Source organism: Mycolicibacter heraklionensis (assembly GCF_019645815.1).
In the GTDB taxonomy this organism is placed as follows: Bacteria; Actinomycetota; Actinomycetes; order Mycobacteriales; family Mycobacteriaceae; genus Mycobacterium; species Mycobacterium heraklionense.
Window position 1 is genome coordinate 1,084,016 of the sequence record NZ_CP080997.1, and the last position, 15,719, is coordinate 1,099,734.

Consider the following 15,719-nt stretch of genomic DNA (forward strand, 5'->3'; position numbering starts at 1 on the left):
TCCGCTACGGCGAAAATCGATGTCGCAGCAGAAATGGGTGCGGGTCGAGAAGCGGGCAAAATCGAACCGCTAAGGCGCTGGGTGCGGACGTGACGCCTGCCGGCTGCTGGCGTGCTCTGTCGTCTGCTCGACTGCGGCTGCAGCGACCAGGAGCAGGCCGAGGGGAATCGCGAGGTAGCTGAGCACGAGGCCCGAGATACCTTGCACAAGCGCTGTCGCACCGTCAGTCAGCGTCCAGGCGAACGCGAGAAGCAGATAGAGCAGTAGCGTGGACGTGCACAGACGGACGAACCCGTCCCGCTGTTCGGCAGGCTTCGCCAAATCCGCCAGGATGCTCCAGATCGCCCCCACCGCCGCGGTGACGAGGGCGAGCACCGCCAGCCACAACTTGAGCGACGGCGGATTCGGCATCAGACCGCCGAGCAGTGGCAACTCGATGAGGAAGAACGTCACGGTCATGGTGGCCGCGATCTCGAACGGGTCGATCGGGCCTCGGCGTCCGGCCGCCCAGAGCGCCGCGGTGGCCGTCAGTACCGCAGTCAACACCAGGTCGAAGTTGAGGTCGGTCATCTCGGGGGCCACCTTCGGCGCCACCAGGTATCTGCTGAGCAGCCAAGCCAATACCGCCGTCAGATAAACCCCCAACGACTTGCGCCCGCTCGCAAATGTCGCGACGAGCAAAGCGACCACACTGACGGCGAGCACAGCCTCGATGATCTCCAAAGCCGAGCCGACGGTGATGGGCTGCGCCATTTGCGCCGGCGGGTTGGAGACCTCCCGAAGGCTTCTCACCACGGTGGATTCCGGCCTGGTCCCGCCGATCTGCCGCGGCAGGAGCCAGAGCGAGGAGAATACGGCTAAAGCTAGGGTGGCGGCCGCCGCGGCTATCCTTTGGCGTCGCTGCTCCATTCGGCTCGCGACCACCGCCGCGATGATGACGATCGCGATGGCGATGATGGTCAGCAGTTTGTCGGGCCGGGAAGTGCGCACTCCGCTGACGAAGGCGACAACCACGATGGGGATAAGAGCTGCCCCAACGAGCAGGCCCGTGGTGCGCGACACGGTGAGGTGGTCAGAGTCGGAGAAGGTCAACCGCCTGTTCACTGAGAACAGAGTCATCACCAGTAGAGCCAGCGCCACGCCGGCTATCCACGCCGACCACGACGTACCCACTTTCGATCCTGACTGCCCTTGGCTCCGGTACGCCAGCCACAGCCAGGTGATGATCGCGAGTTTCGCAAGGCCCATACCGAACAATGTCCACGGCCTGGCCCGTACCTTCTCGGCCACTTTCGTGCCTCGATTATGGAGTGTCTCAAGACCTTTGGCGGCACCGACAGTGGACAGCGCGGGCAGTACGGCGACCGCGCTGAATGCGACCAGGATGAGCGTCGGCGCCAGCACCCATTCCACGATCCACGTCGATCGCCCGACAACGGCCGCCAGGGCCGCCAACAGCAACAGCAAGGCTGCCGGGACGAGTACCTTCATAGCCTGACTGCGTTCTAGCAGTCGGGCCGGGAGTGTCGGGGCGCGTCTGACAGCCCACAGGCAACCGGCGGCCAGGCAGATCCAGAACGCTAGCGCCAGCATCGTCGACGCAGCGCCGATCGACGTCAGATCGAGGAACAGCACGGTGAGACACAGCGCAGCGAGTCCACCGTAGGGCAACGCCGCGGCGGTCGCCGTCAACACCCGACCCGACGCTCCCGACTTCTCGCTCGGCCGCAAGGCAGCGGCGAGCAGCGATGTCGATACAGCCAAGCCACCGAGGATCATCACACCGTTCACGCCGTGCCACGTCGGTTCGGATTTGACATCGACGGCACTTTTATCGAAAACCATGAGAGCAGATATGAATACGGCAATACCGCTCATGCCGATTAGGAGCAGCACCGCGGCCCGTTCGCCGCGGGTCAATCCCGTCAACCGCCGCTCCGCGATCCCGTCCGCAAGGCGTTGATACCGACTTTCCGGCTGCGGCGACTCCATGCCTCCTCCTTCACCGGCGACGAATGCTTCAACATCGACACCTTCTGGTCACTGGAACTGGCCCCAGTTTCGCGGCGCTGACAGATCTGCCGGGTAGGGCGCTCGCAGCGCCTCGGTCGCGATGAGACGGCCGACTTCGATGTACGCATCGAACTGAGCTTCGGTGAACCACTGGTTTTCGGTGCTGTCGTGCGGAAAGGCGTCGTTACCCTTCGAAGCGGCGTGAGTCAGGACCCAATCGGGTAACTGCTGCCACAGCGTCGCTTTGGCGAGGATCAAGATCCCCATGCTCTCCCGCAGGCCGGCGGCGGCGGGATAGGTGATCTTGGCCCGCAATACCGCCCCAGCGGTCAAGCGTCCGTTGAGGCGCTCGAAAGGGTGCGACCGCGGAAACCGGGTGCCGGAGCCGGGGGCAAGCTCGGCCTCCGAGAATGCCACCTTAGCGTCGTCGTGCTCGGCTTGATCAGCACGTGGCACAGCGGTGGAAGATGACACCGGATACGGGGAGATCTCCACGCCGAGTTCGCTTCTGGCCAACCGCGTCGCATCGGCTAGCCCGGACAGCAGCGGCGGGGTGTCGCCGCCACCGTCGATGCAGTAGATGAGTCGACACCTGCGGCGCAGTGCCTCAACCAGCCCCAGATTCTCGTAGTGACCGCCGTCTGTCACCTGGACCAATCGGGCGTCGGACTTGTTGATGCCGAACAGTTCTCGGTAGAAGTAGCTCGCCCCGCGCACCGACGGCAATGCCTTGGGAAATGCCCTATTCGATTGGTTGTGCTCGAGGTCTCCGACGAACACCGGGTTCGGCAGCCACGTTCCCAGCCGTGCCCCCGAGGCGGCCAGGAGGGCCTGAATTCCGCTGGTCTGCCGGCCCATCGACGAGGCGAACGCTGCGCCGCTGATCGCCATCGCCGCTTGGACAGTGAGGTCGCGCTGAATGCGGGCAGGTGCCAGTTGCCGCAAACCCGCGGTGCGAAGCCAGCCCAGTGCCGGGCCGCCGATGTGGTCAGCTCCAAGGACGAAGGAGACGACGTTTTGGCCTGGCCCGGGCTTACGTTCCCCGGACACCGCTGCCGCGGCGGCGAACACGAATTCCGGTCCACCGGCGGCAGACCGGCCATAAGTGTCCAGCCAGGTCGGCTCCGTCTTGGGGTAGGGCTGCGCGCTTCCAGACACCCGGCGTACGGCGAACGCGCGAGCAATCCTGGTGCGGTAGAACGGATGCAGGCTCAGCGATGTGACATCGCAGAAGCCGAGGAAGAGTGCCACTACGACGACGGCCAGCCAGCATTCTTTCCAATACGGAACGGAGTGCAACGTGGTGCCATCATGGGTGGCGTAGTTGAAGACCCATGCGCCGGCGGTTCCCAGGATCGCGAACCACACCGCGGCCAGCATGGTCAGGGTCAAGGTGGTCAGGAGCAGTTGGAGCACCGACGGGGGCAGCATCTTCTTGATCCATGACCAGAGCCCGGAGTCATTCTGGGAACTGCCGGAGTCCTTCGGTCGTACCATCGACACCACTGCGGTGGCCAACTGCACGACCGCGATGGCGGCTGCTCCACCTAGCGCCCCTGCAAACGCTCGGCTCGAATGGCCCTCGGGAATGGCGGGAGCGATGGGCGAGCACCACGCGAGAAGTTGCGGTAAGGCCGCGACCAGGATGAAGAACATCAACGCATAAAGCATGATGGCCTCTGCGATCGTGCCCAACCGCTCCTTCCAGCGTGTGGCTTCAGGCTGCACCGAACGCCACTCCGCGATCAGGGCGCCGGCGGCAACCAGCAGCGCTGCGCCGAGAATAATCAAGAGCGCCACCCAGATTGGCGGCGGGTAAGGGTTGAGGGCAATCAGCTGTCCCGCCCGATTCGTTCCCGGGACTCTGGCCGCGATCGGGATGATGGCGTAGAGCCAACCCGCCAGCCAGCCGATCAGGATCGCAGAAGAAAAGAGCATAGCCAACGAGGCCAAAAGATTTCGAACTACCTGAGCCAGCGCCATGAGCAGAGCCGGCACGGTGTCGGCGATATAGCTGGAATGTCTTCGCAGATAATTGAACTCCGGAGAGCCGGGCGCGAAGCGCGCCGATATGGGCAAAGATTTCGTCTCGGGACTTTCGGGCAGCCCCTCCGACCTGGGCGGAGGCTGTACGGCTAGGAGGCGTGCGCCGGCACTGAAGCCGCCCCCGGACACCGATATGATGTAAGAAAAGTCGTCCAATAATTTGCGATCGCTACCGGGCAGTTGCTGACTCGAGAAGACCTGCATCGCTCCCATTGCTACGCAAGCCGACCGCACCCCTCCTCCGGACAAGCACAACGCGGTCCCTCCGGCATGTTTGCCCGAGCCAGGCACATTGTAGGCAAGGCGCCACGCTCGCTCGTCAGCGTCGGCCTGCTCGGAAGTCTGCGGAATATCAAGCGGCGCAAGCAATCCAGTCCACCACGGTCGGCCGCTGTGCAGGTCCGAACGCCGCCGGATCAAGTACTGGGACATATAGGACTTAGCCAACCGAGTCACCAATGCTGCGGTGACCGCGACTACCAATGCTGCCGCGACGAATGCCGCCCACTTCGTTGCCGCGGCGACGGTCACCCAGAAACGTAGACCGGGATGCGCCAGGGAGAGATACAGCAAGGTGTTCTCGATGGCGTTGGCCGCGACGGCGAGAACGGCGATACCCCACACCAGCGGAATGGCTCGTCGGCCTACCGCGGAGAAGGTAAGCATCTGATAGATCACCGCGCAGGCTGCCAACACGAGGCCATAGCCTGCGATGACCGACCAGCCTTGGGTTACTGCGCTGCGGACCAGTTCGCTGTCGCCGGGCAAAAAGGCCACCCGGGAGTCGTGAACGAGTTCGGCCAGGCGAGCGGAGGCGATCTTCGTATCGTCCCGGCGCTGCCACAGCAACGCGCCATAGGCGAACGGGAGGCCGCTGATAATCGATAGGACTGTCGGTATAACTCGGCCAGTCCTGGACGGCTTGACTGCCATATGTGTTGTCTACAGCAACGCGTTCGCCGGTGGACTGGTTTGCTCCATCGCGTCGGCTGCTACTGCAACGTCACCGCAATGACGGCTTGGGCGTCGGAGTTTCCTCGCTCAACCCTGGGAGCCGGTACGAGTGATGTGGTTGCTCAGTCGCGGTCCGGCGGCATCTGGGGCGCAGAGCCGTCGGGCGGAGGGGGTAGCGGCGCCGGGTCAGGCATGTGCCCGGGCTCGTCGGGCAGAACGTTGTCGGCGCGGACCTCGTAGGTGTCGTGACTTGATACCTCGGCGTCGACCCAGCCACCGGGGTAGTACGTGCAGTTGCTGTAGTACTTGCTGTTAGAGCAGCGGCTGGTCGCGTTTTGATAGTGGGCGGGAAACCCGATGATCCGCTGGCGCGTCCAATAGCCGTCTGGCCGGATCGGCGAGTCGCAGATAACCCGCGTCTGTCTGCCCAGAAAGCCCCAGGGGCGGACATCGCAGTTGGCGGGGTGGTCGGCACGGGCGACCGGGGGGCTGTAGGCGCCCGTGAAGGCGACTGCGCCGAAGGTGACGATGCCGATGATCGCCCTGATGATCAGATGAGTGGACATGGGGAAGTAATCCTTCGAACTCGGCTTACGACAACACACGCTCTGACGGGACCGGCAAACGTCAGTTCACCTTCTGTTAACCGTACCGTCACTTTGCGTACACGTCGATTCGAAGGCAGCCTGGTGGGCGGAGGGGCCGAGAGTGAGGTATGCGAGGTAGTGGAATGACCATGCTCATGTCAGTTCGCGCCACACAATCCGGCGGCCACCGTGTCTAGCGCTCGGGAGGCGTGGCGGCTGCTGGAGCCCCTGCACGCGGTTGTCTACTTCTCACCGGAACCCCTGGCCGCGCTCGACGCCGCCGGCTATCGCGGATTCTGGATGGGCTACTTCGCGGGCCGCGCCGCTCCCCTGGGTGCGGTCGGCGCCGAAGTCGTGCATGCGGTGTTCTACAACTTCTCCTTCGAACGCGTCGCCAAGGCGCTGCCCGCCGCGTGGCAGTTCGCGCCGCCCGAAGCTGCCCTCGAGGCACGTCAAGCGGGCGCGGTCGCCGCACTGCGGCGCCACCTCGCGGATCTGGCGGACGGCCCGGAGGTGGCCCGCGCGGCCGAACTCGCCGCACGGGTGGCGTCTGCGGCGCCCCTCGCCGGCCGTGTTCTGGGTGCCGCCAATCATGCACTGCGGCTGCCGGAGCAGCCCTTGGCAAAGCTGTGGCACGCGGCCACCGTGCTGCGCGAGCATCGCGGCGATGGTCACATCGCGGCCCTTCTGGCTGCCGGTATCGAGGGCCGCGAATCGCATGTGTTCCACGCGCTGGCCTCGGGGACCCCACGCCATACCTACACCGTCGCCCGCGAATTCACCGATGACGAGTGGAACCGGCTGGCGAACGCGCTGCGCGACAAGGGTCTTGTCGGGGCCGATGGGCTCACCCCGGAAGGCGTCCGGCTCAAAGCGCAGATCGAAGAGCAAACCGACCGGCTCGCCGCCCCGGGGTATGAGGCGCTGAGCGATACCGAACGGCACGACTTGATCCGTATGCTGCACCCGCTGACCCGGGCCGTCGTCGCCTCGGGTGAGATCCCTCTTGATTCGCCGATGGGGCTTGATCTTCGCCAATTCCTCGACCGGCAGTGACCGGTAGGATTTCTCACGTGGCTCAGTCTGGTCGGCCGGACATGTCCCCCTATGAGCGCAAGGCTTGGGGCCTGCTGTTGGACGCGGCTACCGGCGCCGAACCGCCCGGATGGTTCGAAGGCCTCAGCCAGGGCATCACGGATCGCGCCAAAGACGTGGTTTCCCAAGTCCGCTCCGGGGTCGAACAGGTCCCGGGCGCCACGGCAGCCATCGGCAAGGTGGACCAGCTCACCACCAAGGCATTGGAGACCCTGCACGCCGTTCTGGTAGAGCGGGGACTCAATTCGGTCAAGCCGGCCAACGTTTTCGCGATGTTCGCCGAAGAAGGCGTCGCGGTGCAGTCCTATGACGAGGTGAAGACGCTCGACCTGAAGCACTGCGACCGCTCGATGCCGCGCCGCAAAGAGCGCTACATCGCCTTGGCCGTGGCCGAAGGCGCGGCGTCGTCGCTGGCGGTAACGGGCTCGGCGGTCACGAGTGCGGTCACCGGCGGTACGACCATGACGGTCGCGGCCTCGGCCGTCGTGGCTGACGTGACCGCGGTGCTGGTCGGGATGGGCCGCATCGTGGCATTGGTTGCGGCACACTACGGTTACGACGTCCGCGTGCCAGATGAGCAGGCGTTCGCTTCGGGGGTGATCGCCTATTCCGCCGCCGGCAACTCCGCGGAGAAGGCCGCGGCATTGGCTTCGCTGTCGCGCCTGACGCAGCAGATGATGCGTCAGGCGTCGTGGCACCATCTGCAGCCGCAGCAGGCGGATAACGTGATCCGTCAGGTCTCCATGGCGCTGGGATTCCGGCTGGCCAAACGCAAACTGGCGCAGGCGGTTCCGATCTTGGGCGCGGTGGTCAACGGTGGACTCAACGCCCGCATCGCGCATCAGACATTCGAACGCGCCCAGCAGGCCTATCGGCTGCGGTTCCTCACCGAAAAGCACGACCTGGACGCCGGCCAGTGGGCGCCGGTGGTGGCTTCTGACGGTGCTGTCGACATCCCACTGATCGACGAGATACTTGCGAAATCGGGCGACGAAGGCGCTGCCCCGGACTGATTCACCGGTCCACCGACTCCAGCCCGGCGATGAAGACTCGCAGCAGTCGCCCGACGGTCGACTCGAAGTCGGTGACGATCGGCCGGATCGAATTCGGATTCGTCCAGGCCCAGGCGGTGCCGGTGAAGGCGTGCACCGCCGCCGTCAGGGCGCTGAGCTGGTCGTCGGAGAGCGGCAGCGAGGGCCGCAGGGCCGAACCGAGGCGCTGCTGAGCGTCGCGGGCCTGGGTCATCAGGACACCCATCTCGTCGGGACTGAGCTTGGCGATCAGCGCTGGCGAAGCCGCGATGAGCTCGCACAGTACGGGCCGCGCCGCGAGGGTGCGGGCCAGGGCTTCCGCCGGCGTCCTGCCCGGCAGTTCGCGGGCCAGTGTGTCGATCCAGGCCAGGTGTTCGTCGTGCATCACTCGCAGCAACAGCGCTTCGCGCGAACCGGCGTAGCGCAGGATGCCCGACTTCGCCAGACCGGCCGCTGTCGCCACGTCGCCCAGCGTCAGTGCGGTGGCCCGCGTGTGGGTCAGCAGTTCGCGGGTGGCGGCGGTGAGCCGCGTCAACCGGTCCTGGCGCTGCGCCTCGTTGCGGGCGCGCGCGAAGGGCAGGGGACGGGGTATCGACATGACCCCTATAATAGAACAGCGTTCTGTTATTGTGTCGGCCATGATGCGCCGCTACGAGTGTGTGGTCCGGAGTCGCACCACGGCATCGCCGCAGACCCTGTTTGCCCTTGTCTCCGACGGCGCCCGGTGGTCGCAGTGGGCCGCGCCGTTGATCCCGTACTCCACATGGGAGTCTCTGAGCCCGACCGGCGACGCCGGTGTGGGCGCAATCCGGGCCGTCGGGCGGCGCAGACGGCCGACCCGCGAGATGATCACCATCCACGAACCCCCCGGCCGACATGGCTACACCATGCTCACCGATGGCCCGATCCGCGACTATCAGGCGCGGGTGACCTTCGTCGAGGACGCCGACGGCACCCGGGTGACGTGGCGCGGCCGGTACGAGACACGTTGGCGCGCAGTGGGTGTGGCTTACTGGATGGTCCTGCGGGTGGTGCTCGGAACGCTGATGCGCAAGCTCGTCGCCGCCGCTGAACGCAAGGCGGGATAACCCGAAGAATCAGTGCAGGGTGTCAGGGCACAGTTCGTGCTGCGCGATGTCGATCACCGGGCGCAGGTTGACCGTCAGATCGTCGACCATGGACGGCCCGCCGAACGACGGCCGACGCACGTAGTCGTCGACGACTTGGTCGACCGTGGAGCCGCTGCGCAATTGGTTGCAGAACCGGTGTCCGGCCGACAGGCGTGCGTTGGGCGGACCGGACTTGAAGACGCCGTTGGCGTCGAGTGCCGCCAGATAGCTGGCGTCGTCGGCGTAGGCCGGTGCGCTGCCGAGCAGGGCGATGGCGGCGGTCCCGACGAACACGGCTGCACCCAGAATCCGATTCATACCGGCGATGCTAGGCGATAAGGGGTCGAAAGCACGTCGACTCTGCGTCCATGGCGGAGAAGTGCGAGTGCACCCCGCCATGGACGCAGAGTCAACAGGCGCTAAATGAGCCCCAGCGCGGTCATCGCGTCGGCGACCTGGATGAAGCCGGCGATGTTGGCGCCCAGCACGTAGTTGCCCGGGGCGCCATACTCATCGGCGGTGACCAGGCAGCGGTGGTGAATGCTCTGCATGATCGCGGCCAGCCGCTGCTCGGTGTACTCGAAGCTCCACGAGTCCCGCGACGCGTTCTGCTGCATCTCCAGCGCGCTGGTGGCCACACCACCGGCGTTGGCTGCCTTGCCCGGCGCAACGGTCACGCCGGCCTCGGAAAACAGCTTGACGGCCTCCGGGGTGCACGGCATGTTGGCGCCCTCGGCGACGATCTTGCAGCCGTTGCGGGCCAGCGTGGCGGCGTGGTTGCCGTCCAGCTCGTTCTGGGTGGCCGACGGAATCGCGATCTGGCAGGGCACGTCCCAGATGGAACCGCCGCTGTTGACGAACTGGGTCGTGCCGCCGCGGGTCTTGGCGTAGGCCTCGATGCGCTCGCGCTTGACCTCCTTGATCTCCTTGAGCAGCTCCAGGTCGATGCCCTTCTCGTCGACGATGTAGCCACTGGAGTCCGAGCAGGCCACCACGGTGCCGCCCAGCTGGTGGATCTTCTCGATCGCGTAGATCGCCACGTTGCCCGAACCCGAGACCACGGCCCGCTTGCCCTCGAAGGAGTCCTTGGCCGTCTTGAGGATCTCGTCGGCGAAGAACACCGCGCCGTAGCCGGTGGCCTCGGTGCGGACCTGCGACCCGCCCCAGGTCAGGCCCTTGCCGGTCAGCACGCCCGACTCGTAGCGGTTGGTGATGCGCTTGTACTGGCCGAACAGGTAGCCGATCTCGCGCCCGCCCACGCCGATGTCACCGGCGGGGACGTCGGTGTACTCGCCCAGGTGGCGGTAGAGCTCGGTCATGAAGGACTGGCAGAACCGCATGATCTCGTTGTCGGAGCGGCCCTTGGGGTCGAAGTCCGACCCGCCCTTACCGCCGCCGATCGGCAGGCCGGTCAGGGAGTTCTTGAAGATCTGCTCGAAGCCGAGGAACTTGATGATCCCCAGGTACACGGAGGGGTGAAACCGCAGGCCGCCCTTGTACGGGCCCAGAGCCGAGTTGAACTCCACCCGGAAACCCCGGTTGATCTGCACGTCGCCGTTGTCGTCGAGCCACGGCACCCGGAAAATGATCTGGCGCTCGGGCTCGCACATCCGCCGGATGACGGCGCTGTCCACGTACTCCGGGTGCTTGGTCACCACCGGGCCGAGGCTGCTGAGCACCTCGAAAACGGCCTGATGGAACTCGGCCTCACCGGGGTTGCGCCGCAGCACCTCGTCGTAGATGTCGTGCAGCTTCGGGTTCAGTTCGGTCATAATGTGTGATCTCTTCCTCGCGTGTCGCTGTCGCGGGCACAGGCTAGCGGCCTTAATCGCTAACGCCGAATCCTGGCCGTTACGGCATTGTTAAATCATTAACATTCGCGGGGCACTGGTTAACCTTGATTGGCGAACAAGGGGCGGAGCACTCGATGGTGAAGTCGCGGCGGGACCCGCTCGCCACGGTGCCTGACGAGGCGTTACCCGCCGCTGACCTCGCGGAGATGGAGATCTTCGCCGACTGCTCGGCGGCTGATCTGGCGCCGCTGCTCGCCGGGTTGCGACCGCTGCAGGCCCCGGCCGGTGCCGAACTCATGCGGCAGGGCGAGCAGGCTGTGTCATTCCTGCTGATCTCGTCGGGATCGGCCCAGGTCAAGCACATCGGCGACGACGGCGCCGTGGTCGTCAACGAGGTGACCGCCGGCATGGTGGTCGGTGAGATCGCGCTGCTCCGCAAGGGCCGGCGAACGGCGACGGTCACCACCTCGACGCCGCTGACCGGCTGGATCGGTGACGAGCAGGCCTTCCACGAGATGGTGCATGTTCCCGAGGTCATGGGAAGGCTGGTGCGTATCGCGCGCCAGCGCCTGGCCGCCTACCTCACCGCCGTACCGATCCAGGCCCGCGACGGCACCGACCTGTTGTTGCGGCCGGTGCTGCCCGGCGACAGCGCGCGAACCGTGACGGGGCACGTCGAGTTCTCCGGGGAGACGCTCTACCGGCGGTTCCAGACCACCCGGACCCCGAGTCCCGCGCTGATGCACTACCTGTTCGAGGTCGACTACGTCGACCACTTCGTCTGGGTGATCACCGAGCTCGACGGCTCGTTCGTCGCGGACGGGCGATTCGTCCGCGATCCCGAAAACCCAACCTTCGCCGAGATCGCGTTCATCGTCGGCGACAGCTATCAGGGCCGCGGGATCGGCACCTATCTGGTGGGAGCGGTGGCGGTCATCGCCCGGCTCGAGGGCATCGAGAAGTTCACCGCGCGGGTGCTCTCGGAGAATGCGCCCATGCGCGCCATCCTCGATCATCTGGGCGCCTACTGGGAGCGCGACGACCCCGGCGTCGTCACCACCGTCCTCGACGTACCGGGCGAGGACCAGCTGCCGTTCGACCGCGTGACTGCCGATCGGATCAAAGAGGTTGGCCGCCAAGCCATCCAAGCCGTGGGGTAACCGCTGGCCGCGGCCCAGGTCGCGTTGGGTAAATTGGCTGCGATGTTGACCCTTCGCGCGGTGCTGGCCATCGGCTGTGTCTGCCTGCTCGCCGCTTGCAGCTCCAGTCCCGCCGAGGTGTCCGCCGACATCGGCAAGGTGGTCGACCTCAAGTCGTCCTTCGGCCCGGAATTCGAGGCCAAAGCGATCCCACGTACCGGGATCGAGCCCAAACTGCTGGCGGGCACCGCGCTGCCCCCGGGCCTGACCTTCGATCCCGCCGACTGCTCGAAGTTCGCCATCAGCCAGCAACTGCCGCAGGGCGTGCAGGGCAACATGGCCGCCGTCGCCGCCGAAGGGAAAGGCAACCGCTTCATCACCATCGCCCTGGAGACCTCCGAGCCGGTTCCGGTCAATGAGCCGGGACGCAGCTGCCGGCGAATCGGCTTCTCCGGTGCCCAGATGCGCGGCTTGATCGAAACCGTCGACGTGCCGCACATCGACGGGGCGAAGACCCTGGGCGTGCACCGGGTGATCGAGGCCGTCGCGGCCGGCAAGTCCCGCGTCGGTGAGCTCTACAACTACTCGGCCTACTTCGGGCCCTACCAGGTCCTGGTCACCGCCAACCCCCTGGTGCGGCCGGGCGAGTCCGTCACCCCGGTCGACACCGCCCGGGCCCGCGAGCTGTTGGTGGCCGCGGTGGAAGCGATCCGGAACTAGCGGAGCCGCCGGTTCGGCTACCGCACGCCACGCGGGCGGAACTGAATGCTGATCCGCGGGCCGGTGGGCGTGGCCGTCTTGGGGATCGAGTGCTCCCACGTCCGCTGGCATGAGCCACCCATCACGAGCAGGTCGCCGTGGTGTTGAGCCAACCGCAGGGCGGGACCGCCCCCGCGTGGCCGCAGGGCCAGCGTGCGGGTGGCGCCGACGCTGACGATTGCGACCATGGTGTCGTGGGTGGCGCCGCGGCCGATGGTGTCCCCGTGCCAGGCCACGCTGTCGCCCCCGTGACGGTAGAGACAGAGCCCCACCGTGGTGAAGGGCTCGCCGAGTTCCCCGGCGTAGATGTCATTGAGCCGGCGGCGCAGTTTCGCGATCGCCGGGTGCGGCGCTTCCCCGGTCGTCAGGTCGTGAAAGCTGACCAGCCGCGGGACGTCGAGCACCCGGTCATACATCCGGCGGCGTTCGGCTCGCCAGGGAATGACCGTCTGCAGCTCGCCCACCAGTTCGCTGCTGGCGTCGGACAGCCAGCCCGGACGTACGTCGAGCCAGGCGCCGTCGCCGAGCTGTCGGCGTTCGCTGAGGTCGAACAGCGACTCCTGAACCGGTATCGCCACGACACGCAGACTATCGCACATTCGTTCGATTCGTCGAGGTTGCCGTGAGGGTTGTGACCAGTCCGGCGATCACAGCCCTGGCGGCAATCTCAAGTCCGATCGTCGCGCAAGGGCCTCACGAGCGCGCGCGACGATGACGGCAGGGTGATCCTCCTTGATCACCCTGATCACCCACCATCCGAGGTCTCGAATCATCTCGCCGCGGCGGACGTCCTTCGCATACTGCCGCCGGTCGGTCCGATGGTGCTCTCCGTCGTATTCGACGGCAACCATCGCGTCCCGCCACCCCATGTCCAGATAAGCCACACAGGCGCCGTCGCCGACACGTATCTGCGTAACCGGCGGGGTGAGCCCACCGTCGATCAGCACCATCCGCAACCAGCTCTCCTTTGGTGACTCGGCACCCCTGTCCATCAGATCGAGTGCGACTTTCGATCGGCGCAGTCCTCGGGCCCCAGGGTGACGTTTGGCCAACAGCAGGGCTTCGCCGGCACTCACGCCGGTGGCACGGCTCAACGAATCGAGGTGCCGCACGGCCAGGTCACGGGGTAGATGCCGGCCGAGGTCTAGAGCCGTACGTGCCGGTCCGGTCACCAACATCCCGTCGATGTCGACCAGCTCGTCGGCGTCGATGCGTTCATTGCGCACGATGATTCCCGTCGGTGGCCGTCCGTTGCGCCAGATCATCTCGATCGGCGTAGTCGCGTCGATCCACCGGGCGCCGTGCAGTGCCGCCGCGGCACGGCCCGCGATCACGCCCTTGCGCCCCGACCAGAGCCAGGCGCCAACGGTATTGGCGCGCAATGTCGGTGGCGCTTCCTTTGACAGGTAGACGTCGGGAAAGAGTGCGGAGTAGTTCCACCGCAAGTTGCCGCGAGTGAGGCCGCCGGCGAGCGCCTCGGTTCCTTTGAACACCTCGAACATGGGTCGATGGTGATGAGCGGCACCGACATCCAGCGGTCCGCGCGTTGAGATTGCGCCCACGGCTGTGGATAGGCTCCGCCAACAGCCCTGGGCGCAATCTCGAGGGCAGGGCGCTGCGAGGCCGGGCTACGACCAACTGGGCAGCCAGATCTCCATATTCCAGGTGGCCGGCGAGATCGGCACGCCGGTCAGAATCGGATACAGCCAGGCGAAGTTGGTCAGCACCAGTGCCACGTAACCGGAGACCGCGAGCAACCCGAGCGCCCAGCGCTCCTCGGTGCCGGTTCTGCCGTCGTTCACGATGTCGACGCAGATCAGGGCCAGCAGCATCGCCAGGAACGGCGCCATCGGCACCGCGTAGAAGAAGTACATCTGCCGTCCGATATCGGCGAACCACGGCAGCCAGCCCGCGCAGTAGCCCACCAACGCCGCGGCGTAGCGCCAGTCGTGGTGCACCAGGCTGCGCCACAACGCATAGCCCAGCACCGGCACGGCCAGCCACCACATCGCCGGCGTGCCCACCATCATCACGGCTTTGACGCAGGACTGCGCGCCGCAGCCGGGGACGTCATGCTGGTCGATCGCATAGAGCACCGGGCGCAGCGACATCGGCCACGTCCACGGCTTGGACTCCCACGGGTGGTGGTTGCCGGCGGCGTTCGTCAGCCCGGCATGGAAGTGATACGCCTGGTAGGTGTAGTGCCACAGCGAGCGCAGCGCGTCGGGTACCGGGAACCGGCTTTGAAGCCCGATCGACTGGCCGACCTCGTGCCGGTCCACGCCGGTCTCGGAGGCGAACCACGGCGCATACGACGCCAGATACACCCCGAACGGGATGAGCACCATCGCGTAGGCGGTGGGGCCGAGGTCGCGGCGCAGCGTCCCCAGCCAGGGCCGCCGCACCCGGTACTGCCGGCGGGCGGCCATGTCGAACGCCAGCGACATCGCGCCGAAGAACACCACGAAGTACAGGCCGGACCACTTGGTGGCGCAGGCCAATCCGAGCAGCACCCCGGCGCCGAACCGCCACCAGCGCACCCCGAGCCGAGGGCCCCAGGGCGTCGCGCCGCAGCGGCCGTCGGTCAGCACGGTGTGCATGCGCATGCGCACCTGGTCGCGGTCGACGATCAGCGCCCCGAACGCGGCCACCACGAAGAACGTCAGGAAGCCGTCCAGCAGCGCGGTGCGCGCCGCGACGAAGCTGACGCCGTCGCCCACCAGCAGCAGTCCGGCGATCCCGCCGGCCAGCGTCGAGCGGGTCATCCGCCGCACGATCCGCACCAGCAGCGCTATCGCGAGCACCCCGAGCAGCGCACTGGTGAACCGCCAGCCCAGCCCGTTGTAGCCGAACAGCGCCTCACCGATCGCGATCAGCTGCTTGCCCACCGGCGGGTGCACCACCAGGCCGTAGCCCGGATTGTCCTCGACACCGTGGTTGTGCAGCATCTGCCAGGCCTGCGGCGCGTAGTGCTTCTCGTCGAAGATCGGGGTGCCGGCGTCGGTCGGCGTGTACAGGCTCGAAAAGCGGGTCACCGCGGCCAGCAGCGTCACCGCCGCGGTCACGGCCCAGCCCCGGGCCCGGTCGGTCGGCCCGAAATCGGCGACCGGCACCAACAGCCCAGGGCTGATCACCGGAGCACTGCGCTCCGGCACGGCCGCGGGCCTGGTAGCGGTCGGAGCACTCATTCCGA

14 protein-coding genes are annotated in these 15,719 nt (G+C 66.4%); 5 read left to right on the top strand and 9 right to left on the bottom strand.

Going from position 1 to position 15,719, the window contains the following annotated elements; translation table 11 throughout:
- Nucleotides 1-69: 69 nt before the first annotated feature.
- From K3U94_RS05180 to K3U94_RS05190, 3 genes are all read right to left on the bottom strand, one after another.
- Entirely contained in the window at nt 70-1,992 is a 1,923-nt protein-coding gene (locus K3U94_RS05180) for a hypothetical protein (protein WP_220695794.1), read from the bottom strand.
- A 48-nt stretch (nt 1,993-2,040) separates the two neighbouring features.
- A complete protein-coding gene (locus K3U94_RS05185) occupies nt 2,041-4,992 on the bottom strand; it encodes a hypothetical protein (protein WP_220695795.1) in 2,952 nt (983 codons plus the stop codon).
- 143 nt (nt 4,993-5,135) lie between these two features.
- Nucleotides 5,136-5,579, bottom strand: coding sequence for a CDGP domain-containing protein (locus tag K3U94_RS05190; RefSeq protein ID WP_052956737.1), 444 nt, complete (start codon nt 5,577-5,579; stop codon nt 5,136-5,138).
- 210 nt (nt 5,580-5,789) lie between these two features.
- On the opposite strand from K3U94_RS05190, the gene K3U94_RS05195 reads away from it, so the two are divergent.
- The gene (locus tag K3U94_RS05195) at nt 5,790-6,656 is read left to right on the top strand and encodes an SCO6745 family protein (RefSeq protein WP_220695796.1); all 867 of its coding nucleotides are present in this window, start codon (nt 5,790-5,792) and stop codon (nt 6,654-6,656) included.
- Between the two features lie 17 nt (nt 6,657-6,673).
- On the top strand, nt 6,674-7,708 hold the full coding sequence (locus K3U94_RS05200) for an EcsC family protein (protein ID WP_220695797.1): 1,035 nt from the start codon (nt 6,674-6,676) through the stop codon (nt 7,706-7,708).
- Nucleotide 7,709: 1 nt separating this feature from the next.
- On the opposite strand, the gene K3U94_RS05205 is transcribed toward K3U94_RS05200, so the two are convergent.
- On the bottom strand, nt 7,710-8,324 hold the full coding sequence (locus K3U94_RS05205) for a TetR/AcrR family transcriptional regulator (RefSeq protein ID WP_220695798.1): 615 nt from the start codon (nt 8,322-8,324) through the stop codon (nt 7,710-7,712).
- A gap of 40 nt (nt 8,325-8,364) precedes the next feature.
- On the opposite strand from K3U94_RS05205, the gene K3U94_RS05210 reads away from it, so the two are divergent.
- Nucleotides 8,365-8,814 (top strand): SRPBCC family protein, encoded by a 450-nt coding sequence (locus tag K3U94_RS05210; protein ID WP_220695799.1) that lies wholly within the window; start codon nt 8,365-8,367, stop codon nt 8,812-8,814.
- A 9-nt stretch (nt 8,815-8,823) separates the two neighbouring features.
- Here the strand turns inward: K3U94_RS05210 and K3U94_RS05215 are convergent, their stop codons facing one another.
- Nucleotides 8,824-9,153 carry a DUF732 domain-containing protein gene (locus tag K3U94_RS05215; RefSeq protein ID WP_220695800.1) on the bottom strand — a complete coding sequence of 110 codons (330 nt, stop codon included), beginning with the start codon at nt 9,151-9,153 and terminating at the stop codon, nt 8,824-8,826.
- A gap of 101 nt (nt 9,154-9,254) precedes the next feature.
- The gene (gdhA, locus tag K3U94_RS05220; protein ID WP_047317346.1) at nt 9,255-10,607 is read right to left on the bottom strand and encodes an NADP-specific glutamate dehydrogenase; all 1,353 of its coding nucleotides are present in this window, start codon (nt 10,605-10,607) and stop codon (nt 9,255-9,257) included.
- A gap of 155 nt (nt 10,608-10,762) precedes the next feature.
- On the opposite strand from gdhA, the gene pat reads away from it, so the two are divergent.
- Together pat and K3U94_RS05230 are read left to right on the top strand one after the other, a co-directional pair.
- A complete protein-coding gene (gene pat, locus K3U94_RS05225; RefSeq protein WP_220695801.1) occupies nt 10,763-11,788 on the top strand; it encodes an acetyltransferase Pat in 1,026 nt (341 codons plus the stop codon).
- A 42-nt stretch (nt 11,789-11,830) separates the two neighbouring features.
- Entirely contained in the window at nt 11,831-12,487 is a 657-nt protein-coding gene (locus tag K3U94_RS05230) for a DUF5642 family protein (protein WP_220695802.1), read from the top strand.
- Nucleotides 12,488-12,504: 17 nt separating this feature from the next.
- Here K3U94_RS05230 and K3U94_RS05235 read toward each other — a convergent pair whose 3' ends face one another.
- The 3 genes from K3U94_RS05235 to K3U94_RS05245 all read right to left on the bottom strand — a co-directional run bounded on the left by K3U94_RS05235 (nt 12,505) and on the right by K3U94_RS05245 (nt 15,714).
- Nucleotides 12,505-13,104: an alpha-ketoglutarate-dependent dioxygenase AlkB gene (locus K3U94_RS05235; protein WP_220695803.1), complete on the bottom strand. Its 600-nt coding sequence runs from the start codon at nt 13,102-13,104 to the stop codon at nt 12,505-12,507.
- Between the two features lie 69 nt (nt 13,105-13,173).
- The gene (locus K3U94_RS05240) at nt 13,174-14,028 is read right to left on the bottom strand and encodes a putative endonuclease domain-containing protein (RefSeq protein WP_047317342.1); all 855 of its coding nucleotides are present in this window, start codon (nt 14,026-14,028) and stop codon (nt 13,174-13,176) included.
- Nucleotides 14,029-14,154: 126 nt separating this feature from the next.
- Nucleotides 14,155-15,714: a dolichyl-phosphate-mannose--protein mannosyltransferase gene (locus tag K3U94_RS05245; RefSeq protein ID WP_220695804.1), complete on the bottom strand. Its 1,560-nt coding sequence runs from the start codon at nt 15,712-15,714 to the stop codon at nt 14,155-14,157.
- Between the last annotated feature and the right edge of the window lie 5 nt (nt 15,715-15,719).